Annotated in this window: 20 protein-coding genes; 16 read left to right on the top strand and 4 right to left on the bottom strand. The window is 67.5% G+C overall.

The window, feature by feature from the left end:
* The first annotated feature begins 419 nt into the window (after nt 1-419).
* Complete coding sequence (fabV, locus tag ACVOME_RS13310; protein WP_053520465.1) at nt 420-1,679, top strand: enoyl-ACP reductase FabV; 1,260 nt, start codon at nt 420-422, stop codon at nt 1,677-1,679.
* A gap of 149 nt (nt 1,680-1,828) precedes the next feature.
* Here fabV and ACVOME_RS13305 read toward each other — a convergent pair whose 3' ends face one another.
* From ACVOME_RS13305 to ACVOME_RS13295, 3 genes are all read right to left on the bottom strand, one after another.
* On the bottom strand, nt 1,829-3,898 hold the full coding sequence (locus ACVOME_RS13305) for an EAL domain-containing response regulator (protein ID WP_128988965.1): 2,070 nt from the start codon (nt 3,896-3,898) through the stop codon (nt 1,829-1,831).
* Nucleotides 3,899-3,989: 91 nt separating this feature from the next.
* Nucleotides 3,990-5,174: a BaiN/RdsA family NAD(P)/FAD-dependent oxidoreductase gene (locus ACVOME_RS13300; protein ID WP_481505179.1), complete on the bottom strand. Its 1,185-nt coding sequence runs from the start codon at nt 5,172-5,174 to the stop codon at nt 3,990-3,992.
* The gene (locus ACVOME_RS13295) at nt 5,171-5,719 is read right to left on the bottom strand and encodes a YaeQ family protein (RefSeq protein WP_053517781.1); all 549 of its coding nucleotides are present in this window, start codon (nt 5,717-5,719) and stop codon (nt 5,171-5,173) included. The genes ACVOME_RS13300 and ACVOME_RS13295 overlap by 4 nt, the downstream gene beginning before the upstream one ends.
* 124 nt (nt 5,720-5,843) lie before the next feature.
* On the opposite strand from ACVOME_RS13295, the gene ACVOME_RS13290 reads away from it, so the two are divergent.
* Entirely contained in the window at nt 5,844-6,725 is an 882-nt protein-coding gene (locus tag ACVOME_RS13290; protein ID WP_459040449.1) for a pseudouridine synthase, read from the top strand.
* A gap of 13 nt (nt 6,726-6,738) precedes the next feature.
* Here the strand turns inward: ACVOME_RS13290 and ACVOME_RS13285 are convergent, their stop codons facing one another.
* Nucleotides 6,739-7,230 carry a YaiI/YqxD family protein gene (locus tag ACVOME_RS13285; protein ID WP_053517778.1) on the bottom strand — a complete coding sequence of 164 codons (492 nt, stop codon included), beginning with the start codon at nt 7,228-7,230 and terminating at the stop codon, nt 6,739-6,741.
* Nucleotides 7,231-7,533: 303 nt separating this feature from the next.
* Between ACVOME_RS13285 and ACVOME_RS13280 the strand changes: the two genes are divergently transcribed.
* The 14 genes from ACVOME_RS13280 (at nt 7,534) to pcaD (ending at nt 21,834) form a co-directional block, all read left to right on the top strand.
* Nucleotides 7,534-7,743, top strand: a complete 210-nt coding sequence (locus ACVOME_RS13280; protein WP_005416210.1) for a cold-shock protein — start codon at nt 7,534-7,536, stop codon at nt 7,741-7,743.
* A gap of 148 nt (nt 7,744-7,891) precedes the next feature.
* Nucleotides 7,892-8,581: a glutathione S-transferase gene (locus ACVOME_RS13275; RefSeq protein WP_445394558.1), complete on the top strand. Its 690-nt coding sequence runs from the start codon at nt 7,892-7,894 to the stop codon at nt 8,579-8,581.
* A gap of 31 nt (nt 8,582-8,612) precedes the next feature.
* A complete protein-coding gene (locus ACVOME_RS13270; protein WP_053517776.1) occupies nt 8,613-10,178 on the top strand; it encodes a protein adenylyltransferase SelO in 1,566 nt (521 codons plus the stop codon).
* Between the two features lie 273 nt (nt 10,179-10,451).
* Nucleotides 10,452-11,963: a NosD domain-containing protein gene (locus tag ACVOME_RS13265; RefSeq protein ID WP_481505178.1), complete on the top strand. Its 1,512-nt coding sequence runs from the start codon at nt 10,452-10,454 to the stop codon at nt 11,961-11,963.
* A 22-nt stretch (nt 11,964-11,985) separates the two neighbouring features.
* Nucleotides 11,986-13,275, top strand: a complete 1,290-nt coding sequence (locus ACVOME_RS13260) for a carbohydrate porin (RefSeq protein WP_065181319.1) — start codon at nt 11,986-11,988, stop codon at nt 13,273-13,275.
* The gene (aroD, locus tag ACVOME_RS13255) at nt 13,275-14,162 is read left to right on the top strand and encodes a type I 3-dehydroquinate dehydratase (protein ID WP_481505177.1); all 888 of its coding nucleotides are present in this window, start codon (nt 13,275-13,277) and stop codon (nt 14,160-14,162) included. The genes ACVOME_RS13260 and aroD overlap by 1 nt, the downstream gene beginning before the upstream one ends.
* Nucleotides 14,163-14,215: 53 nt before the next feature.
* Nucleotides 14,216-15,532, top strand: a complete 1,317-nt coding sequence (locus ACVOME_RS13250; protein WP_481505176.1) for an MFS transporter — start codon at nt 14,216-14,218, stop codon at nt 15,530-15,532.
* 169 nt (nt 15,533-15,701) lie between these two features.
* Entirely contained in the window at nt 15,702-16,382 is a 681-nt protein-coding gene (locus tag ACVOME_RS13245) for a 3-oxoacid CoA-transferase subunit A (protein ID WP_053517770.1), read from the top strand.
* Nucleotides 16,379-17,026, top strand: coding sequence for a 3-oxoacid CoA-transferase subunit B (locus ACVOME_RS13240; RefSeq protein ID WP_053517768.1), 648 nt, complete (start codon nt 16,379-16,381; stop codon nt 17,024-17,026). The genes ACVOME_RS13245 and ACVOME_RS13240 overlap by 4 nt, the downstream gene beginning before the upstream one ends.
* A gap of 1 nt (nt 17,027) precedes the next feature.
* Nucleotides 17,028-18,242, top strand: coding sequence for a 3-oxoadipyl-CoA thiolase (gene pcaF / locus ACVOME_RS13235; RefSeq protein ID WP_481505175.1), 1,215 nt, complete (start codon nt 17,028-17,030; stop codon nt 18,240-18,242).
* A 67-nt stretch (nt 18,243-18,309) separates the two neighbouring features.
* Complete coding sequence (pcaH, locus tag ACVOME_RS13230; protein ID WP_111185630.1) at nt 18,310-19,020, top strand: protocatechuate 3,4-dioxygenase subunit beta; 711 nt, start codon at nt 18,310-18,312, stop codon at nt 19,018-19,020.
* Nucleotides 19,021-19,024: 4 nt separating this feature from the next.
* Nucleotides 19,025-19,588 carry a protocatechuate 3,4-dioxygenase subunit alpha gene (pcaG, locus tag ACVOME_RS13225; RefSeq protein ID WP_111185632.1) on the top strand — a complete coding sequence of 188 codons (564 nt, stop codon included), beginning with the start codon at nt 19,025-19,027 and terminating at the stop codon, nt 19,586-19,588.
* A gap of 90 nt (nt 19,589-19,678) precedes the next feature.
* Nucleotides 19,679-21,022: a 3-carboxy-cis,cis-muconate cycloisomerase gene (locus tag ACVOME_RS13220; RefSeq protein WP_481505174.1), complete on the top strand. Its 1,344-nt coding sequence runs from the start codon at nt 19,679-19,681 to the stop codon at nt 21,020-21,022.
* 26 nt (nt 21,023-21,048) lie between these two features.
* A complete protein-coding gene (gene pcaD, locus ACVOME_RS13215) occupies nt 21,049-21,834 on the top strand; it encodes a 3-oxoadipate enol-lactonase (RefSeq protein ID WP_481505173.1) in 786 nt (261 codons plus the stop codon).
* Nucleotides 21,835-21,851: the final 17 nt, after the last annotated feature.

The raw sequence follows: 21,851 nt of genomic DNA, 5'->3' as shown, positions 1-21,851 counted from the left end.
TTCTCTAGCATGCGGGGCGCCGTCGGGTTTGCGTGTGCAACCGGTTTCGCACCCCAAGAGCATTTCCGACAGATCGCAGAAAACTGTCGAAGGCGGGGTGGGTCCGGTTGCGGGGGCGTGAGCGCCATGGATGGCGCGACCGAGCCTACATGGACGTACTTGCGGCGTCCCCCGCAACCGGACCTGCCCCGCCATCCCGCAGATAGCTCGCTTCTGACGTTGACGTTGACGTTGACGTTGACGTTGACGTTGATTCGGCAGGTGCAGGGTGCAACCCTGCAAAACAAACACCACCCTACGGCAGCGTCGGTTGTGCATTCGGCTCTCGCGCACTACGATCCTGCGGTTCGCGCGCGCAGGCGCGCCCTCCGATTCCTGCTGAGCGCCCTGCGCGCCGCATCTGCCAACCCGAGGTATCCATGGTCATCAAACCGCGCGTCCGCGGCTTCATCTGCGTCACCACCCATCCGACCGGCTGCGACGCCGCCGTCAAGCAGCAGATCGACTACATCCGCGCCCGCCCGCCGATCCAGAACGGTCCCAAGCGCGTGCTGGTGATCGGCGCCTCGACCGGCTACGGCCTGGCCGCCCGCATCACTGCCGCGTTCGGCAGCGGTGCGGCGACCCTGGGCGTGTTCTTCGAGCGTCCCGGCAGCGAGACCAAGCCGGGCACGGCGGGCTGGTACAACTCGGCGGCGTTCCACCGCTATGCCGATGAGGCGGGCCTGTATGCCAAGAGCATCAATGGTGATGCGTTCTCGGATGAAGTGAAGGCGCGCACCATCGAGATGATCAAGGCCGATCTCGGCCAGGTCGACCAGGTCGTCTACAGCCTGGCTGCGCCGCGCCGCAAGCACCCAAAGACCGGTGAAGTGATCAGTTCCACGCTGAAGCCGATCGGTGAGCCGATCACGCTGCGTGGCCTGGATACCGACAAGGAAGTGATCACCGAGACCACTTTGCAGCCGGCGACGCCGGAGGAAATCGCAGGGACCGTCGCAGTGATGGGCGGTGAAGACTGGCAGATGTGGATCGACGCGCTGGCCGATGCCGGCGTGCTGGCCAACGGCTGCACCACCACCGCCTTCACCTACGTTGGCGAAGAAATCACCCAGGCCATCTACTGGAATGGCTCGATCGGCGCTGCCAAGAAGGATCTCGACACCAAGGTGCTGGGCCTGCGCGAGAAGCTGGCGAAGATCGGCGGTGATGCCCGCGTGTCGGTGCTCAAGGCCGTGGTCACCCAGGCGAGCTCGGCCATTCCGACGATGCCGCTGTACCTGTCGCTGCTGTTCAAGGTGATGAAGGAAAAGGGCACCCACGAAGGCTGCATCGAGCAGCTGGACGTGCTCTACGACATCCTCTACGGCGGCAAGGCCGACGGCGTGGCGATCGACCGCCTGCGTCACGATCTGGTCGATGGCGATGGCCATACCGTCGCGCTGGTCGATGAAGAAGGCCGCCTGCGTGCCGACTACAAGGAAATGGCGGCAGACGTGCAGGGCAAGGTGGTTGCGCTGTGGCCGCAGGTGACCAACGAGAACCTGTATGAGATCAGCGACCTGGCCGGCTACAAGGCGGACTTCCTGCGCCTGTTCGGTTTCGGCGTTGAAGGCGTCGACTACGAGGCCGACGTCGATCCGGATGTGAAGATCAACAACCTGGTCGATATGACCTGATCGAAAAGGCCGGCGAAAGCCGGCCTTTTCGCATAGGGCGTGCCGCTAGGCTCGCCGGGCATGGCCCGGCGCTACCAGGCTCGTCGTGCATGGGCCGGCGTTACCCCGGCGCCCCTTGGTAGCGCCGGGCCATGCCCGGCGATGCGGGATCACCCGAAGTCGAAACTCATCGTCGGCAGCGCCGGACCGACGAAGTCGCCCTGCACGTAGTCCACGCCTGCACTGAACAGCAGCGTCATGGAGTTGGCATCGCTGACGAACTCGGCGATGGTGCGGATACCGGCCTCCTGCGCGCGCGCCGTGATCTGGCTGATGCGGTCGATGTTCTCGCGGGTCGCCGCCAGGTCGCTGGTGAATCCACGGTCCAGCTTGAGGAACTGCGGCTGGAAGTGGGCCAGCAGTTGGAACGAATCCAGGCCGGACCCGAACTGTTCCAGGCCGATGCGGCAGCCCAGCGGGGCCACGGCGGCCAGGAACTGCTGGGCGCTGCGCAGGTGGGTGAACACCTTCGCTTCCGGCGCATGCAGCCACAGGCGCTCGCCCGGAACCCCGTGCGCTTTCAGTTCACCACGCAGGGTGGCAATCATCTGCGGGTCGTCGAACGATTCGGGGGTGACCTTCACCAGCATCTGGGTGGCGCTGCCTTCGCGCGCGCGCTGCCCCAGCACCGTGATGGCCTTGGACACCACCCAGCGGTTGATCTCGGCCAGCAGCCCGTGTTCCTCGGCGATGCCAAGGAAAGCGGTGGGACTGAGCAGTTCACCGTTGTGCTCCAGTCGCAGATAGGCTTCATACAGCTCCAGTGGCTCGCCCTGCAGGTTCAGGACCGGCTGGTAATGCAGCTGGAAGCCGTCGCCGTCCAGGGCTTCGCGGATGCGGCCGACCCATCGCTGCACACGTTCTTCCTCGACCCGATCGACCGCGGCCGGATCGAAGATGCGACAGGTGTTGCCCAGCTCGGCGGCCGCCTGCGTGCACTCGCTGGCACGCGCCAGGACCTGGCCGATACTGGCGATCTTCTCGCCGACCTGGACACCGCCGATGCTCACGGTGACCGTGGCCGAACGCGCGCCGATGCTGAACACATGGGCGGCATATGCCTCACGGATGCGTTCGGCCAGTGCCACGGTCTGCGCATAGGGGCCGGCCTGCAGCACGGCGAAGCTGTGTTCGCCGAAGCGCGCCAGCTGCGCGTCCTCCCCCACGACATCGGCCAGCAGGGAGGCCAGCGCGCCGATGAGGGTATCGGCCGAGGCCAGCCCGATGTCCGGCATCAGCCGCGCATAGTGGTCGGGCTCGACCAGCAGCAGGCCGAACTGGCCCTCGCTGCGGCCAGCCTGGGCGACCGCACTTTCGACCTGCAGCATGAAGGTCGGCCGGTTCAGCAGGCCGGTCACCTGGTCGCGCTGGCGAAGATCCTCGACCTCTCGGGCCAGTTCCGGGTCGAACTCGATCCGGCGGCGGAACACGACCTGCAGGCAGGATTCGCCCTCATAGGTGGCTGCGGTGAATTCCATCGTTGCCGGAAACGCACTGCCATCCTGGTGGCGTGCATCGAGCTGGTACTGCGGTGGTGGCGCTTCGCCGCGGCTGAGGCTCTTCAGCAGCTGCTTGAAGTCATCAACATGCTGGGCGGCCACCATGTCCAGCAGCGAGATGCCCTCGATGTCGTCGAAATGCTCGTAGCCGAACATGTCCAGATAGGCATCGTTGGCGCGGATGTGCATGCCTTCGTGCACATAGGCGATGGGTTCGCGGGAGGAGGCAATCAGCGCGTCGCAACGGCGCTCGGTCTCGCGCATCTGTGCCTCGATGCGACGCAGCCCGCGGCGCGCCTGCAGGTCGACCCACTGGTCGCGGACCACCGCCAGCAGATGCTCCGGCCGTTGACGGAGGGCAAGGGCGCGGATGCCATGGCTGCTGGCCTGGACCAGCTCATCCTCGTCGATGCGCTCGGCCAGCAGCACCAGCGGAATGTCCTTGCCGCTGGCCGCGATGTGCTGGGCCACCAGCGGCAGCGGGATGCCCTGCGAGGGCGAGGCCAGCACCAGATCGATGGCCTGGTTGGCCAGCACCTGCGACAGCTCGGCCGAATCCTGCGGGCGCCAGGGGCGCACGGCGATGCCGCTGTTGCGCAGCGTGCTGACGATGGCTTCCGCATTCTCGCCGCTGTCGTCGACGATCAGCAGGCGGATGGTGATGTCGTTCGCGTTCTGCATGCACTGCTCCCCAATCTGCGGATCTTGATACACGATGCACGGCGAGCCGTCCATGCGTGCAGGCATCCCGCACCCCGAACGGCGATGCGGTTCACACCACGCTGCCGGCGGCGTGGCCGCTGGCCCAGGCCCACTGGAAGTTGTAGCCGCCAAGCCAGCCGGTGACGTCCAGCACTTCGCCGACGAAATGCAGGCCCGGCACGCGCTTGGATTCCATCGTGGAGGACGAAACGTCGGCGGTGTCCACGCCGCCCAGCGTGACCTCGGCGGTGCGGTAGCCTTCGGTGCCACTGGCCACCAGCGGGAACGCACCCAGCAGCTGCGCAGCCTGGCGCAGCTGGGGCTCATCCAGCTGCCGTACCGGGCGGTCCGGCAGCCAGTGTTCGCACAGGCGCTGGGCCAGGCGCTTGGGCAGGGCCTCGGCCAGCACCGTGCGCAGTTCGGCGGCTGGCCGCTCCTGTTTCATCCGTCGCAGCCACTGGCCGGCATCCTGGCCGGGCAGCAGATCCAGTTCCAGTGCGTCGCCGGGTTGCCAGAAGGAAGAGATCTGCAGGATCGCCGGGCCGCTGACGCCACGATGGGTGAGCAGCATGGAATTCTGGAACTGCATGCCGTTGCAGCGCGCCTCGATCGGCAGGGCGACACCGCTCAGGTCGGCCAGGCGCTCCTGGTGCCTGCCGCTGAGGGTCAGCGGCACGAGTCCGGCGCGGGTCGGCAGCACGGCATGCCCGAACTGGCGTGCAATCTCGTAGCCGAAGCCGGTTGCGCCCAGGCTGGGGATGGACAGGCCACCGGTGGCGACCACCAGCGAGGCGCAGTGGAACATCCCCTGCGTGGTGTGCACCCGGAAGCCATCCGCCCCGTGCTCGATGCGCTCGACGCTGCAGTGGGTACGGATGTGCGCACCCGCTGCCTGGCACTCGTCCACCAGCATCTTCACGATCTGCTTGGACGAAACGTCGCAGAACAGCTGCCCCAGCTCCTTCTCGTGATAGGCGATGGCATGGCGCTCGACCATCTCGATGAAGTGCCAAGGCGTATAGCGGGCCAGCGCCGATTTGCAGAAGTGCGGATTGGCCGACAGGAAGTTGGCCGGGGTGGTGCCGGTGTTGGTGAAGTTGCAGCGGCCACCGCCGGACATCAGGATCTTCTTGCCGATCTTGTTGGCGTGATCGATCACCTGCACCTGGCGGCCGCGCCGGCCGGCGGTGATCGCGGTCATCAGGCCGGCGGCACCGGCACCGATCACCACGACGTCGCAGCGCGTCGTACTCATGCCTTGGCGCGCTTGCGCCAGGTGGGGATGATGTCGAGCTGGATCTGGTCGTTGAGGATCTGCACCTCGCCGTCCTGGATCAGCACGCTGAAGCGCATGGCACGCTGGATCTGCTGGCCCCACTGCTCGACGAAGGTGCCATCGAGGTCGATCACCGACAGGTTGTCGAAGCGCGCCAGGCCCTTGCCCTGCTTGCCCCACCAGATGTCGGACGCATTGCCGCCGTAGTTGACCACCTGCACCTGGCGGCTGCGGTTGCTGGCCTTGCGGATACGGGATTCATCGGGGTGGCCGAGGTCGATCCACTGCAGGATGTCGCCGGTGTAGTCGTGCTGCCACAGGTCCGGCTCGTCATCCGTACTCAGGCCCCGGCCGAATTCCAGGCGGTCGTCGGCGTTGAGGGCGAAGGTGAGCAGGCGCACCATCAGGCGCTCGTCGGTTTCCGACGGATGCTGGGCCAGGGTCAGGTTGTGGGTCGCGTAGTAGCCGCGATCCATGTCGCTGATCTGCAACTCGGCCTTGCGGATGGTGGCGGTGAGGGCCATGGGGGATCCGTCGACTAAAGAGGACAATGATAGAGGTTTGCTGCAGGGGTGTCCGTGGCCGGGGTGTCTGCCGCGCGTCAACGGTGGCACGCTTGCGGTTCCTGTTGCCGCCGGAGCGGACGCGATGACCCTGCCCAGCCGGCTGCAGCTGCCACCCGGCCATTGGCCGACCCTGCTCGACGGCCTGTGCGCACGCTTTCCGCGCATCGACCGCAGCCAGTGGCAGGACCGGTTCGCGCGCGGACGGGTACAGGATGCGCAGGGCAGGGCGCTGGCGGCGGACCAGCCGTGGCAGGTGGGGCTGGAAATCCTGTATTTCCGCGAGGTCAGCCACGAGCCGCGCATTCCGTTCAACGAGACGATCCTCTACCAGGACGAGCATCTGCTGGTGGTCGACAAGCCGCACTTCCTGCCGGTGACCCCGGCGGGTGCCCATGTCCGCGAAACCCTGCTGGCCCGGCTGGTGGCGCGGACCGGCAACGCGCAGCTGGCACCGCTGCACCGCCTGGACCGGCTCACCGCCGGGCTGGTCCTGTTCTCGCTGCGACCGGAGTCGCGCGATGCCTACCAGCGCCTGTTCCGCGAGCGCCGTATCGGCAAGACCTACGAAGCGCTGGCCCCGGCGCTGCCGGCGCTGGACTTCCCGTTCGAGCGCCACAGTCGCATCGGCCCGGCACAACCGTTCTTCCGCATGGGCGAAATGGAGGGCGAGCCGAATGCGAGTACCCGCATCGAGGTGATCGACGCGACAGGTCCGGTCTGGCGCTACCGCCTGCAGCCGAGAACCGGTCGCAAGCACCAGCTGCGCGTGCACATGGCGGCGCTGGGCGCGCCCATCATCGGAGACGACCTGTATCCGCAGCTGCGTCCGGCCGCGAGCGGGGCGCAGGCGCCGCTGCAACTGCTGGCGCGGGCGTTGTCCTTCGACGATCCCCTGAATGGGGAACGGCGGGTGTTCAGCAGCCAGCGTCAGCTGGGCCCGGAGCTGGGCCCAGCGGTGGCGTGAGCCGGGCCCCGCCTCATCGCGCCACGCGGATGCGGGCCAGCCAGCGGTCCAGCGCGCTGCCGAACGCCTGGCGGTCGCGCGCATGCAGGGGAGGCGGGCCCCCGGTCTGGACGCCGGCGCCGCGCAGCTCTTCCATGAAATTGCGTACCGACAGGCGCTGGGCGATGGTGTCGGCGGTGAACAGCTCCCCGCGCGGATGCAGGGCCAGCGCGCCTCGTTCGAGCACCAGCGCGGCCAATGGAATGTCCTGGGTGACAACCAGATCGCCGGCGGCGACCCGTTCGACGATGGCGCTGTCAGCAACGTCCAGGCCCTGCGGCACCTGGAGGGAGCGGATCCAGCGCGAGGGCGGGGTGCGGATCCACTGGTTGGCGACCAGGGTCAACTCCAGGCCGACCCGCTCGGCGGCCCGGAACAGGATGTCGCGGATGACAACGGGGCAGGCGTCTGCGTCCACCCAGATGCGGGGACGGGGCAGTTCAGCCGGGGTTTCAGCTTCAGTCATTTACCCAGTGTAGGGTAGGAAAAACCTGAATGGGTCCCCGGATCCGGGCCCGACCGACTGCCAGCCCTTGCCACGCCTAGCGGGGGCGGGGTGGCGATGAATGCCGGGGCTATCGCTTTTTGGGGAAAACACGCGTATCGTGCGACCCACTGTGTTTGCTAGGGTCACCGTGAATCGTGGCCTGGTGCAGTTGATCTCACGATCCACTCATCGATCCGCTTTACCAACGCCTGCAACTCAGTCTCGGCCCCGATACCCGGTGGCTGCGATTTTTTTCAACATGTGTTTCAGGAGTTAGTAAATATGTCTGAACGTCAGACCGGCACCGTCAAGTGGTTCAACGACGCCAAGGGCTTCGGCTTCATCACCCCGGAAAGCGGCCCGGACCTGTTCGTGCACTTCCGCGCCATCCAGGGCACCGGCTTCAAGACCCTGCAGGAAGGCCAGAAGGTCACCTTCATCGCCGTCCAGGGCCAGAAGGGTATGCAGGCTGACCAGGTGCAGGCGGTCTAATCCGTCTGCTGCCCTCGGGTAGCCAGAACGCCGGAAGCGCAAGCTTCCGGCGTTTTTTTTTTGCGTCGGCGGGAGCAGGCACGGATCGAATCCACAGGCGCATGCGTGCAGGCGCGTTACGATGCTTGCACCCCTCTGGAGTCCTTTCATGCGCATCGTCCATCACCTCGAGAATTCCCGTTCGCTGCGCGTGCTGTGGATGCTGGAGGAGCTGGGGCTGGACTACGAACTGCGCCGTTACCCGCGCGACCCCAGAACGCTGCTGGCACCGCCGGCACTGCGCCAGGTACATCCGCTGGGGAAATCACCGGTGCTGCAGGACGGCGAGCAGGTGCTGGCCGAATCCGGCGCCATTCTTGATTACCTGGCTGACCGCTACGACACGCAGCGGCAGGTGTCGCCGTCGCCGATACCGGCCGAAGGTGCCGAGCGCATGGCCTATCGCTACTGGCTGCACTACGCCGAAGGCTCGGCGATGCCGCCGCTGCTGCTGACGCTGGTGATGAGCCGCATCCGCAACGCGCCGGTGCCGTTCTTCGTGCGCCCGATCGCCCGCAGCATCGCCGACAAGGCCGAGAAGAGCTTCGTTGGCCCGCAGCGCCGCCTGCACCTGGACTGGATGGAGCGCCGCCTGGCCGAGAGCCCGTGGTTCGCGGGTGAGCGTTTCACCGCGGCCGATATCCAGATGAGCTTCCCGATCCAGGCCGCAGCGGCGCGCGGAGGCGGACTGGACGACAAGCCGGCGCTGCGCGCGTTTCTCCAGCGCATCGGTGAACGCCCGGCCTACCAGCGCGCTCAAGCGCACGGCGGATCGCTGCAGGCGCTGCGCGGCGATTGAGGTCGGCGGCGTCCATCCCCATGTCAGGGCCATGGACAGCCCCTTCCCGCGATTCGACAACCGTCTGCTGACCGTCCTGCCGGGCGACCCGGAAGCCGGGCCCCGCCGGCGTGAAGTCCGAGAGGCGGCCTGGTCGTCGGTGATGCCGACGCCGGTCGCCGCGCCGACCCTGCTGGCCTGGTCGCCGGAGGTCGCCGCGCTGCTCGGCATCGATGTGGCTGAAGTGTCGAGCGGCACGTTTGCCCAGGTATTCGCTGGCAACGCGTTGTATCCGGGCATGCAGCCGTGGGCCGCCAATTACGGCGGGCACCAGTTCGGTCACTGGGCGGGCCAGCTTGGCGATGGGCGGGCGATCTCGCTGGGCGAGCTGGTGGCGCCGGATGGCCGGCACTGGGAACTGCAGCTGAAGGGTGCAGGCCCGACCCCGTACTCCCGTGGCGCCGACGGTCGCGCGGTGCTGCGCTCGTCGATCCGTGAATTCCTGTGCAGTGAGGCCATGCACCACCTCGGTGTACCGACCACGCGTGCGCTGTCGCTGGTCGGTACCGGCGAGCACGTGGTGCGCGACATGTTCTATGACGGCCGTCCGCGAGCCGAGCCCGGCGCGATCGTATGCCGTGTGTCGCCCTCGTTCCTGCGTTTCGGTTCGTTCGAACTGCCGGCCTCGCGCGGTGAGACGTCACTGCTGCAGCAACTGGTGGATGCCTGCATCGCCCGTGATTTCCCCGAACTGGCGGGGCAGGGTGAGGCGCTGTACGGTGACTGGTTCGCGCAGATCGCGGTGCGCACCGCCGAGATGATCGCGCACTGGATGCGTGTCGGTTTCGTGCATGGGGTAATGAACACCGACAACCTTTCCGTGCTCGGCCTCACTCTCGACTATGGCCCCTATGGCTGGGTCGAGGACTTCGATCCAGACTGGACCCCGAACACGACTGACGCACAGGGCCGTCGCTACCGCTTCGGAACGCAGCCGCAGGTGGCGTACTGGAATCTGGGGCGGCTTGCGCAGGCGCTGTCGCCCTTGTTTGCCGACGTCGCGCCGTTGCAGGCGGGCCTTGCTGCCTATCAGGCCACCTTTGCCGCCTGCACGCGTCGCGATGCGGCGGCCAAGCTTGGCCTGGCAGCTGCCGATGATGCCGATCTGCAGCTCTACCAGCGCTGGCAGCAGCTGCTGCAGGACGGTGGCATGGACATGACCCTGTCCTGGCGCGCCTTGATGCGGATCGATCCGGCATCGCCCGATCCGGCGGCACTGGCTGAGGTCTACTACGACCGGGAGCGGCAGGAGGCCGTGCAGGTGCCGCTGCGGCAGTGGCTGCAGGACTACGCCGCGCGCTTGCGGGCGGATCCTCTTCCGGCCGCCGAGCGCCTGGCGAAGATGGGCGCGGCCAATCCGCTGTACGTGCTGCGCAACTGGTTGGCGCAGGAAGCGATCGACCGTGCGGAACAAGGGGACATGGGCGGCGTACACGCCTTGCAGGATGTGCTGCGCGATCCGTACACCCAACGCGCCGGACGTGAGCATTTCGCCAGCAGGCGCCCGGCCTGGGCCGACGACCGCGCCGGCTGCTCGATGCTGTCCTGCAGTTCCTGAGCGGTGCTACGGCGCAGCCGTGCGCTTCGCCCGGCAAGTGCCAGTGCAGCCTTCCCTACAACGATGGTCGTACCCATTCAGTGCGATATTCGCACGCGCAGTCGATTACCGCACTTGAATGGTGCAGTGCGATAAACCTAATTTCACTTCCGCAGATTCAAAGCAGTCCAAGCGATCCACCCCTGGCGGGGCGAGGGCAGCACCCGACCCGGTGCTGAAGCCAGGTGCAGGGGAAGACCGCAGGATTTCCCTTCACCTGTGCGGAGTGATCGCATGCGTCGTCGCTTGTCCGTTGTTTCTCTGTTCCTGCTCGCCCAGTTGCCGACGCTGGCGTTGGCCTACCAGGCCGAACCGCCGCGCGGGCCCCTGCAGGTGCTGCGCGTGGACCGCTACGCCGACGACACCCGTCCCGGCTCCCTGCGCTGGGCGATCACCACCGCCAACACCGCGCCGGGTCGCTATCGCATCGAGATCGACGCGGTGGGTACCGCGCCCCATGTGATCAAGCCGACCTCGCCGCTGCCGGAGATCAAGGGGCCGGTGCAGATCATCGGCACATCCTGGGGCCGCGATGGCCAGTTCGTCGCCATCGACGGTTCGGCCTACGTCACCGGCACCGGCACCGATGCCTGTCCGGGCGCCGAACCGGGCCAGTCGGGCACCAACGTGCGCACCACCACGCTGCCGGGGCTGGTCCTGCGGGATACCCAAGGCGTTGAACTGGCCGGTCTGGAGATCCGCAATTTCTGCATCGGTGTGCTGGTCAACCGCTCCAGCCACAACGAGATCCACGACAACCGCATCGTCGCCAACAAGGGCGGCGCCGGCATCATGCTCACCGGGGACGACGGCACAGGGCAGTCCACTGCCACCACCACCGTGCACAACCGCATCGTGCGCAATGAATTCCTCGACAACGGCGATGGACTTGAGCTGACCCGTGGCGCGGCCTGGAACCTGGTAGCCGACAACCTGTTCCAGTCCACCCAGGCCAACCCGGAACCGTCGCAGGGCATCGAAATCCTCTGGGGCAACGACAACAGCGTGGTACACAACCGCTTCGTCGATTACTCCGATGGCCTGCAGATCAACTGGGGCAACCGCAACTACATCGCCGCCAACACCTTCACCGGCAATTCGCTGGGCCTGAGCATCACCGGCAGCGGCAACGTGGTCGATGGCAACATCATCACCGGCAATGGCATCGGCATCGGCGTGCGCCCGCAGCCGGTCAGTGCGCCGAACCGCTTCACCGCCAACCGCATCTTCGGCAACGGCCTGCCGATCGAGCGCTGCGAGGCCGGCGGCGCCTGCGTGAAGGGCCAACCGCGCGGCGCCATCGTGTTCGGCGTGCCAGGCCTGGAACACGCCAGCTTCGTCGGTTCACGTGGTCGTGGTGTCGACAATGATCCGTCCAAGCGTGCGCGCATCTGCTCCGCTGCCGGCCAGACCGACTGCCAGCCGCTGCCGAACCTGGGCCAGGCGGCACCGCAGCTGACTGTCGTGCAGGGCAAGGGTACGCAGCGCCAGTTGATCGGTCGTTTCCAGGGCACGCCCGACAGCCGTTACCAGGTCGAAGTGTTCGGCAACCGCGCCGCCAGCGGCAGCGAGGCCGAGTGGGTGCTGGGCAGCGTGCAGGCGCGCACCGATGCGCAGGGGCAGGGCCGTTTCACCTTCCCGCTCGGCGCCGCGGCAGATGCTGCGGCTGCCGGCAGCCTGACCGCCACGGTCACCTCGGCGCAGGGCGCCACCTCCCCCCTGAGCGCGCCGCTGTCGCTGCGCTGATCATCTCCACGAGACCGCGATCATGAATCTTGCGAAACCCGTTTCCCTGGCCGTCCTGGCCACCGCGCTGCTGCCCTGCATCGCCAGCGCGCAGTCGAGCAACCGCTACGAAGGCAGGACCCTCACTGGCGACTGGGGCGGCACCCGCACCGATCTGTTCGAGCGTGGCATCGCCTTCCGCGGCGACTACGTGGGTGAAGCCATGGGTGTGGTCGATGGAGGCTACGGCGAAACCGGTGCGCGCTATGCGCAGCAGGTGCGCGTTGGCGTGGACCTGGACATGGGCACGCTGGCCGGCTGGAACGGCGGTGCCTTCCACTTCACCCTCAACGACCGTCGCGGCCGCAGCACCTCGGTGGACTTCGTCGGCAACCGCTTCCCCATCCAGGAAGCGTACGGCGGCCAGTACACGCGGCTGACCGAACTGAGCTACGACCAGACCTTCAACGCGGGGCAGTCGTACTACAAGCTGGGCTATTACGCGATGGGCAACCAGTTCGGACTGCACAGCCTGCTGACCCACTTCGTCAATGCGGCGTTCTGCGCGCACCCGCTGGCGATGTCGGGCAACAGCGGCTGGTACAACTACCCCGTGGCACGCTGGGGCGGTGAGTTCGCCCAGCAGGTCAGCCCGGCCGTCAACGTTCGCACCGGCTGGTTCCAGGTGAATCCGAACCTGGGTGGCAACATCGAACGCAACGCGTTCCGTCCGCTCGCTTCCGGTACCACCGGTTCGCTGTTCCCGGTGGAAGTGACCTGGACCCCGGCCAAGGGCAGCCGCTACGCGGGCGTCTACAAGTTCGGCGGTTACTACGACACCTCACGCGTGGACAAGCGCGGTCTGGATGCTTCGCCGACGACCGGGCGCCACGGCGCCTACGTGCTCGCCGAGCAGCGTCTGACCCGGGAATCGGCCGATCCCAGCCGCGGCCTGACTGCGTTCGCGCAGTACATGGTGTCCGACACCGACACCGCGCAGATCAAACGCTGGTATGCGCTGGGCGGGGTTTACCAGGGCATTGGCTCGCGCGCCCAGGACAGCATCGCGCTGGGCTACGTAGGCGCCGACATCAACAACCGGCTGGTCGATGCGCGCCGGGCCACGCTGGCCGCCGGTGGCGTGCCTGGCGATTCGCCGCTGTACAACCTCAGCCAGGCCGAGGAGCTGTTCGAACTGTCCTACAGCGTCCAGGTAAACCCGTGGCTGATGATCCGCCCGGATGTGCAGTACATCGTCAACCCGGGCACGTTCAACTACAGCGGTACCGACAACGCCTGGGCCGTGGGCGTACAGGCCAAGGTGACCTTCTGATGGCCATGCGCTCCTTCCATGCTCTGGTGACCGCCATGAAGTTCCCGCTCGCTCCGGTTGTGCTGGCCGGTGCACTGTGCGCCGTCCCGGCGCTGGCCCTGCCCGCACCGCCGCCGGCGGTACTGCAGGTCGGCCAGTTGCGTATTGGCGAGGGCCATCCCCGCACCATCGTGCCGATCACTGGCGCCACCGCTGACGTGGCCCTGCAGCAGGCGGCGGCCATCGCTGCCAGCAAGGCCACCGACATCGCCGAGTGGCGCATCGACTACCTGGACATCGCCACCGATGGCAAGGCGCTGGTCGCGCTGGGCAAGCGCATCCAGGCCACGCTGGGCGGCAAGCCGGTCATCGTGACGTTCCGCACCAAGGCCGAGGGCGGCGCCAAGCCGATCAGCGATGCCGACTACGGCGCGCTCTACGCGACGCTGCTGCGCGGCGGCGTGGCCCAGCTGATCGACGTGGAGATGTTCCGTGATCCGAAGGTGGTGCAGGCGCTGGTGGCGCAGGCGCACAAGGCCGGCGTGAAGGTGGTGATGTCCAACCATGACTTCCACGCAACGCCGCCCCGCGATGAGATCGTCGCGCGCCTGCTCAGGCAGCAGGCGCTGGGTGCGGACGTGCTGAAGATCGCGGTGATGCCGCGCGACGCAGGCGACGTGCTGGCCCTGCTCGATGCCACCTGGCAGGTGCGCCAGCAGAGCGACAGGCCGCTGCTGACCATGTCGATGGGGGGCACCGGTGTGGTCTCGCGCCTGGCTGGTGAAACCTTCGGCCAGGCGCTCACCTTCGGCATGATCGGCACCCCGTCGGCGCCGGGCCAGGTCGAAGTCGATCGCCTGCAGGACGTCCTGCAGGTCATCCATGCATCCAGCCAGGCCGGTCACTGAGACCTTCCCCGCCGGACGTTCCACCGCATCACGCTGTTGCAGGAAACCGCCCCATGAGCCACACCGCCCCCGTACCCTCGCTTGTCCTGGAACGGATGAGTCCCTTCCAGTGGACCGCCATCGCCATCTGCGTGCTGTTGAACATGCTCGATGGCTTCGATGTGATGGTCATGGCCTTTACCGCGCCGCATGTGTCGGCGGACTGGGAGCTGTCGGGCAAGGTGCTGGGGATGATGCTCAGCGCCGGCCTGGTCGGCATGGCGCTGGGCTCGTTCCTGCTGGCGCCGCTGGCCGATCGCTGGGGCCGGCGGCCGATGATCGTGTGCTGCCTGCTGATCCTGACCAGCGGCATGGCGCTGTCGGCGCTGGCTGCCAACGCCTGGCAGCTGGGCGCGCTGCGCGTGTACACCGGCATCGGCATCGGCGGCATGCTGGCCGGCGTGGGCGTGATCACCGCCGAGTACGCCAATGCCAAGTGGCGCAGTACGGCGGTCGCGCTGCAGGCCACCGGCTATCCGATAGGCGCCACCGCCGGCGGTCTGCTGGCGGCGTGGATGCTGGAACACTGGTCCTGGCACAGCGTGTTCCTGATCGGCGCCGTGGCGTCGCTGGTGTGCATTCCGCTGGTGCTCAGGTGCCTGCCCGAATCGCTGGATTTCCTGGTTGCGCGTCGCCCGACCGATGCGCTGCCGCGCCTGAACGCACTGCTCTCGCGCATGCGCATGCCGCAGCTGCAGGCGCTGCCGCCGGCGCCGCTGCGTGATGGCCAGCGGCAGGGCTATGCGGCGCTGTTCGTGGGTGACCTGCGGCGCGTCGCGCTGCTGATCGCGTTGGCCTTCTTCCTGCACATGTTCGCCTTCTACTTCGTGCTGAGCTGGACGCCGAAGCTGCTGGTCTCTGCCGGTGTCTCCGCCCAGCAGGGCATCACCGGAGGCGTGCTGTTGAATCTGGGCGGCATCGTCGGCGGCAGCCTGTTCGGCTGGCTGGCCTCGCGCTGGTCGCTGTCGAAGCTGACCGCCGGTGCGCTGCTGCTGGCGATGGTGTCGATGCTGGGCTTTGCCGCCTTCAACACGCAGCTGGGCATGGCCTTCCCGTTGGCGTTCGTGATCGGTGCAGCACTGTTCGCCGCGATGGCGGGCCTGTATGCCGCGGCGCCGGTGGTGTTCGCCGCGCAAGTGCGGACCACCGGTCTGGGCTGGGCCATCGGCATCGGCCGCGTCGGTGCGATCCTCTCGCCGCTCACGGTGGGTGTGCTGGTGGATGGCCACTGGCGGCCCTCCGCGTTGTATGTGCTGTGCGCGCTGCCGCTGCTGCTGGCGGCTTGGGCGTGCCTGGGTCTGCGCGTGGGCGTGGGCCGGAACCAGCGTTGAACCGCGAGGGAGTCGTTGACTCAATGTGCGATTATCGAATCATGAGTGCGAATATCGCATTGACCGGACGGAGTGCCATGGCGACCATGTTGAGGCCGTGTTTTCCCTTCGCAGTGGCTCTGAAGCGAGGCGGTGATGACCGCTGGCGCGCAGGGCAAGGAGCAATGCAGTGATCGACAAGACCGTGGCCAGCGTGGAAGCAGCGGTGGCCGATATCCATGATGGCGCCACCGTGATGATCGGCGGCTTTGGCACGGCGGGCATGCCCGACGAGCTGATCGACGCGCTCATCGCACAGGGTGCGCGCGAGCTGTGCATCATCAACAACAACGCCGGCAACGGCGATACCGGCCTGGCCGCGCTGATCAGGCACAAGCGCGTGCGTCGCATCGTCTGCTCGTTTCCGCGCCAGGCCGATTCGCAGCATTTCGACGCCGCCTACCGCGCCGGTGAGATCGAACTGGAGCTGGTGCCACAGGGCAATCTGGCCGCGCGCATCCACGCGGCGGGTTCCGGCCTGGGCGCGATCTTCACCCCGACCGGCTACGGCACCGAGCTGGCGCAGGGCAAGGAGACGCGTGAGATCGACGGGCGTCACTTCGTGCTTGAGTACCCGCTGCACGCTGATTTCGCGCTGATCAAGGCCGACCGCGGCGACCGTTGGGGCAACCTGGTGTACCGCAAGACCGCACGCAACTTCGGCCCGCTGATGGCGATGGCCGCGCGCTGCGCCATCGTGCAGGTGCGTGAGGTGGTGCCGCTGGGTGAACTGGACCCGGAGGCCGTGGTGACCCCGGGCATCTTCGTGCAGCGCGTGGTTCCGGTGGCCGCAGCGGGGGTGCAGGCATGAACAAGCTCAGCCGCGAACAGATGGCCGCGCGCGTGGCGCGTGACATTCCCGAAGGTGCCTACGTCAACCTGGGCATTGGCCTGCCGACCACGGTGGCCAATTTCCTGCCGGCCGACAAGGAGATCTTCCTGCAGTCGGAGAATGGCCTGCTGGGCATGGGACCGGCGCCGGCGCCTGGCCGGGAGGATCCGGATCTGATCAATGCCGGCAAGCAGCCGGTCACCCTGCTGACCGGGGGCTGCTATTTCCACCATGCCGATTCGTTCGCGATGATGCGTGGCGGCCACCTCGATATCTGCGTGCTGGGTGCCTTCCAGGTCTCGGTGCAGGGCGACCTCGCCAACTGGAGCACCGGGGCCCCCGATGCGATTCCGGCCGTGGGCGGCGCGATGGACCTGGCCATCGGTGCCAAGCAGGTGTTCGTGATGATGGACCTGTTCACCAAGAAGGGCGAGAGCAAGCTGGTGACCGAGTGCAGCTACCCGTTGACCGGGCTGCGCTGCGTGTCGCGCGTGTACACCGATGTGGCGGTGTTCGATCTGGGGGCTGATGGCGCGACCGTGCTGGAGATGGTGGAAGGGATGGATATCGGACAACTGCGTGAACTGACCGGCCTGCCGCTGGCACTGGCCGAGGGAGCCTGAGATGAGCCTGCACGAGACCTACATCGTCGATGGCATCCGTACCCCGATCGGTCGCTATGGTGGTGCGCTGTCCGGCGTGCGCGCCGACGACCTCGGCGCGATTCCGCTGAAGGCACTGCTGGCGCGCCACCCGCAGCTGGATCCGGCGCTGGTCGAGGACGTCTACCTCGGCTGTGCCAACCAGGCCGGCGAAGACAACCGGAACGTTGCGCGCATGAGCCTGCTGCTGGCCGGCCTGCCGGTGACGGTGCCGGGCAGCACGATCAACCGCCTGTGCGGGTCGGGCCTGGATGCGATCGGCACGGTGGCCCGTGGGATCGCCACGGGCGAGCTGGGTCTGGCCATTGCCGGTGGTGTCGAGTCGATGTCACGCGCGCCATTCGTGATGGGCAAGGCGACCTCGCCGTTCGCCCGCGACCAGCAGATTGAAGACACCACCATGGGCTGGCGCTTCATCAACTCCCGCCTGCGCGAGCTGCATGGCGTGGAGACCATGGGCCAGACCGCCGAGAACGTGGCGGAGCGCTACGCCATCAGCCGCGAGGACCAGGATGCGTTCGCGCTGCGCAGCCAGCAACGCACCGCCGTCGCGCAGGCGCGTGGATTCTTCGATGGCGAAATCGAGGCGGTGGAGGTGCCGGGCCGCAGGCGCGGCGAGACCGTGATTGTCGACCGCGATGAACATCCGCGCGGCGATACCACCGCAGACGCCCTGGCTGGACTGAAGCCGCTGTTCCGGCAACCCGGAACGGTGACCGCAGGCAATGCCTCGGGCATCAATGATGGTGCCGCGGCGTTGCTGCTGGCGTCCGGTGCGCAGGTCAAGGCGCTGGGCCTCACCCCGCGCGCACGCATTCTCGGCTTTGCCAGCGCCGGCGTGGAGCCGGCAATCATGGGCATGGGCCCGGTGCCGGCCAGCCAGAAGCTGATGACGCGCCTGGGCCTGACCATTGCCGATTTCGATGCCATCGAACTGAACGAAGCCTTCGCCTCGCAGAGCCTGGCCTGCATGCGCCAGCTGGGCCTGGCCGATGATGCCGCGCACGTGAACTCCAACGGCGGCGCCATCGCACTGGGGCACCCGCTGGGCATGAGCGGTGCGCGCCTGGCCCTGACCCTGCTGCGCCAGCTGGAAGCCACCGGGGGCCGGCGTGGCCTGGCCACGATGTGCATCGGCGTGGGGCAGGGTGTAGCCCTGGCCATTGAGCGCGTGTGAGCCCCAACGAACCCATGATCTGCACGACAGCCGCGGCCTGCGGGCCGCTCGCCAACAGGAGTACGCCATGAGCGATCCCACTCAACTGCGCGGCTACCGCACGCCGTATCCCGGCAGCCAGCCGCCGCGCATCCACCTGCCGTATGCCTCCACCGCGCTGCGTGGCCCGGGTACCGATCCGATCGCCATCCCGGTAACGCTCTCGGAAGTGACCGGCCCGAGCATCAACCGCATCACCCTGGGCGAGCACGCCGCGGACCTGACCGCAGGTTTCCCCGGCCAGCCGCAGGGCGAGCGCATCATCGTCAGCGGCCGCGTGCTGGACGAGAATGGCCGCCCGGTGCGCAACACCGTGGTCGAGGTATGGCAGTGCAACGCTGCTGGCCGTTACCTGCACAAGGGTGACCAGCACGATGCACCGCTGGATCCCAACTTCAAGGGTACGGGCCAGGTGCTGACCGACAGCGAAGGCCGTTACCGCTTCACCACCATCAAGCCCGGCGCCTACCCGTGGCGCAACCACTACAACGCCTGGCGCCCGGCGCACATCCATTTCTCTCTGCATGGCGATGGCATCGGCCAGCGGCTGGTCACGCAGATGTACTTCCCCAACGACCCACTGCTGGCGTTCGATCCCATCTACAACTGCGTGGACGATGCCAATGCGCGCGCGCGCATGGTGTCCTCGTTCGATTGGGAGAACACGGCCAATGAGTTCGCGCTGGGTTACCGCTTCGACATCGTGCTGCGCGGTCGCAAGATGACCGTCTGGGAGTAAGACCATGAGTTTCCAATCCACTCCGTGGCAGACCGTCGGCCCGTACTACCGCCTGGGCCTGGAACCGCTGTACCGCACCGACATCGCCCCGGCCACCGCGCAGGGCGAACGCGTGCACGTGCAGGGCCAGGTGTTCGATGGCAATGGCGTGCCGGTGTCCGATGCCGTGCTGGAAATCTGGCAGGCCGACGCACAGGGCATCTATGCCCATGGCGAAGACCCGCGCCGCGACGACCACGACCCGGCCTTCGATGGCTGGGGCCGCGTGCCGACCGATGAGCAGGGGCGGTTTGCCTTCAGCACCGTCAAGCCGGGCCGCGTGCCGGGCCTGCGCGGCGAGCCGCAGGCACCGCACCTGATCGTGCTGGTGTTCATGCGTGGCCTGCTGCAGGCTGTGCGGGGCCGCATCTACTTCAGCGACGAGACCAGCAATGGCGAGGACGGCATCCTCGCGCTGGTACCGCCCGAGCGCCGTCACACGCTGGTTGCGCAGGCGCAGGGCAAGGGTCTGTACCGGTGGGACGTGCGCATGCAGGGCCCGGATGAGACGGTCTTCTTCGCCTACTGATCGCGGCGCGCGCGACGCGCCTTCCGGCTACTCCACGCCCGCACGCAGCGGGCGCGGGTAAGCTGTGGCCACCCAGGATGGACTGCACCGATGAGCCTCTCCCCAACGCTGCTGGGCGGTCTGTTCGGCGATTCTGCCGTCGACGCCGTGTTCAGTGATCAAGCGCGCCTGCAGGCGATGCTGGACGTCGAGCGCGCGCTGGCACGCGCGCAGGTGCGGTGCGGGGTGATTCCCGCCACTGCACTGGCCCCGATCGAAGCGGCCTGCCGCGCCGATCTGTATGCGCTGCCGGCGCTGTCGGCCGCCACCGCGCTGGCTGGCAACCCGGCCATTCCATTGGTCAAGGCGCTCACTGCGCAGGTCAAGGCGAATGATGCCGAAGCCGCGCGCTGGGTGCACTGGGGTGCCACCAGCCAGGACATCATCGACACCGGCGCCGTATTGCAGCTGCGCACGGCGGTCGGTCACGTGCAGACGCGACTGCAGGCGCTGTGCACGGCGTTGGCGCGGCTGGCCGAGGCCGAGCGCGGCACCGGTCTGCCGGGACGCACGCTGCTGCAGCAGGCCGTGCCGGTAACCTTCGGGTTGAAGGCCGCCGGTTGGCTTGATGCCCTGCAGCGCAGCCAGCGGCGCCTGGATGCGCTGGCCGAAGACACTCTGGTGCTGCAGTTCGGTGGCGCCGCGGGCACGCTGGCCTCGCTGCAGACGCGCGGGTTGGACGTGGCCGAGGCCCTGGCTGCCGAGTTGCAGTTGCCGCTGCCGGCGCTGCCCTGGCACACCGCACGTGATCGTATCGCCGAACTGGGCAGCGTGTTCGCGCTGCTGACCGGCAGCCTCGGCAAGATCGCCAGCGATATCGTGCTGCTGATGCAGTCCGAGGTGGCGGAGGCCTTCGAGCCGGCCGGGGAGGGCAAGGGGGGCTCCTCGGCGATGCCGCACAAGCGCAATCCGGTGGGCTGCGTGGCGGCCATCGCCGCCGCCACGCGCGTGCCGGGCCTGCTGTCCACGTTGTTCAGCGCCATGCCGCAGCCGCACGAGCGCGCGGCCGGGCAGTGGCATGCCGAATGGGAGACCGTGCCGGAGATCGTCCGCCTGTGTGCGGGCAGCCTGGCCCAGGTTGAGATGGTGGTGCAGGGCCTGCAACTGGATCGCGCACGCATGCGCCAGCATCTGGACAGCCATGGCGGCCTGCTCTACGCCGAGGCCGTGGCGGTCACCCTGGGCGAGCGTATCGGCAAGTCGGCCGCGCACGCCCTGGTGGAGCAGGCCGCGAAGCAGGCGTTGGCGCAATCGCAGCATCTTCGCGACGTGCTGGCGCAGACGCCGGAGGTCACCGCGCAGCTTTCCGCTGCACAACTGGATGCCCTGTTCGCTGCCGACAGCTGGCGCGGCATGGCCGATACCTGGATCGACCGCGTGCTCGCGCGCGGCTGATCCCCACGTTCACCGCTGGAGCACGCATGTCCTTCCTCGACCTTCCGCAGCACCGCCTGCATTACCAGACCGAGGGCCGTGCCGACGCGCCATGGCTGACGTTCTGCAATTCGCTCGGTACCGACCTGGGCATGTGGCAGCCGCAGGTGGATGCGCTGGCCGCGCAGTATCGAATCCTGCGTTATGACCGTCGGGGCCACGGCCAGTCCAGCGCTCCGCCCGGCTTGTACACCGTGGCCGAACTGGGCGCCGACGTGCTGGCCCTGTGGGATCACGTGGGCGTCGAGCGCAGCCATTTCTGCGGTCTTTCGATCGGTGGTCTGACCGGGCAGTGGCTGGGCGTGCATGCGGGCAACCGGCTGCGCACGCTCACCGTGGCCGCCACCGCGGCGAAGATCGGCACGCTGGAGAGCTGGCAGGCGCGTATGGCCCAGGTCCAGCACGATGGCTTGTTGCCCCTCGTGGATGGCACCCGCGAACGCTGGTTCACCGCTGCCTTCGCACAGACCCATGCCAGCCAGGTGGAAGAGATCCTGCAGGTATTCCTGGCGACCCGCGTCGACGGTTACGTCGGCTGCTGCAACGCGGTGGCAACGGCCGACTTCCGCGATGTGCTGGGCCGCATCGGCGTGCCGCTGCTGGCCATTGCCGGTGATGATGATCCGGTGTGCGTGCCGACCGATCTGCAGGCAATCGCCGAGGGCGTGGCCCATGGCCACTACGCCGCTGTCCCGGGCCGCCACATCTGCAATCTGGAGTCGCCGCAGGCATTCACTTCCGCACTGGCTGCGCATCTTTCCGCGCAGCACTGACCCCCGCATAACAGGTA

This window comes from Stenotrophomonas sp. STEN008, assembly GCF_056760435.1.
The sequence above is the reverse complement of the archived record's forward strand: the minus strand, read 5'-3'. Positions and strand labels throughout refer to the sequence as shown.

Excerpts from the sequence above, each read along its gene's own strand:
- ACVOME_RS13270 (WP_053517776.1), top strand. The coding sequence starts at position 8,613 with ATGGACAGCCCCTTCCCGCGATTCGACAACCGTCTGCTGACCGTCCTG.
- pcaF (WP_481505175.1), top strand. The coding sequence starts at position 17,028 with ATGAGCCTGCACGAGACCTACATCGTCGATGGCATCCGTACCCCGATC.
- ACVOME_RS13265 (WP_481505178.1), top strand. The coding sequence starts at position 10,452 with ATGCGTCGTCGCTTGTCCGTTGTTTCTCTGTTCCTGCTCGCCCAGTTG.
- pcaH (WP_111185630.1), top strand. The coding sequence starts at position 18,310 with ATGAGCGATCCCACTCAACTGCGCGGCTACCGCACGCCGTATCCCGGC.
- pcaG (WP_111185632.1), top strand. The coding sequence starts at position 19,025 with ATGAGTTTCCAATCCACTCCGTGGCAGACCGTCGGCCCGTACTACCGC.
- ACVOME_RS13240 (WP_053517768.1), top strand. The coding sequence starts at position 16,379 with ATGAACAAGCTCAGCCGCGAACAGATGGCCGCGCGCGTGGCGCGTGAC.
- ACVOME_RS13295 (WP_053517781.1), bottom strand. The coding sequence starts at position 5,719 with ATGGCCCTCACCGCCACCATCCGCAAGGCCGAGTTGCAGATCAGCGAC.
- ACVOME_RS13280 (WP_005416210.1), top strand. The coding sequence starts at position 7,534 with ATGTCTGAACGTCAGACCGGCACCGTCAAGTGGTTCAACGACGCCAAG.
- ACVOME_RS13220 (WP_481505174.1), top strand. The coding sequence starts at position 19,679 with ATGAGCCTCTCCCCAACGCTGCTGGGCGGTCTGTTCGGCGATTCTGCC.
- ACVOME_RS13300 (WP_481505179.1), bottom strand. The coding sequence starts at position 5,174 with ATGAGTACGACGCGCTGCGACGTCGTGGTGATCGGTGCCGGTGCCGCC.
- ACVOME_RS13285 (WP_053517778.1), bottom strand. The coding sequence starts at position 7,230 with ATGACTGAAGCTGAAACCCCGGCTGAACTGCCCCGTCCCCGCATCTGG.
- pcaD (WP_481505173.1), top strand. The coding sequence starts at position 21,049 with ATGTCCTTCCTCGACCTTCCGCAGCACCGCCTGCATTACCAGACCGAG.
- ACVOME_RS13305 (WP_128988965.1), bottom strand. The coding sequence starts at position 3,898 with ATGCAGAACGCGAACGACATCACCATCCGCCTGCTGATCGTCGACGAC.
- fabV (WP_053520465.1), top strand. The coding sequence starts at position 420 with ATGGTCATCAAACCGCGCGTCCGCGGCTTCATCTGCGTCACCACCCAT.
- aroD (WP_481505177.1), top strand. The coding sequence starts at position 13,275 with ATGGCCATGCGCTCCTTCCATGCTCTGGTGACCGCCATGAAGTTCCCG.
- ACVOME_RS13275 (WP_445394558.1), top strand. The coding sequence starts at position 7,892 with ATGCGCATCGTCCATCACCTCGAGAATTCCCGTTCGCTGCGCGTGCTG.
- ACVOME_RS13250 (WP_481505176.1), top strand. The coding sequence starts at position 14,216 with ATGAGCCACACCGCCCCCGTACCCTCGCTTGTCCTGGAACGGATGAGT.
- ACVOME_RS13290 (WP_459040449.1), top strand. The coding sequence starts at position 5,844 with ATGACCCTGCCCAGCCGGCTGCAGCTGCCACCCGGCCATTGGCCGACC.
- ACVOME_RS13260 (WP_065181319.1), top strand. The coding sequence starts at position 11,986 with ATGAATCTTGCGAAACCCGTTTCCCTGGCCGTCCTGGCCACCGCGCTG.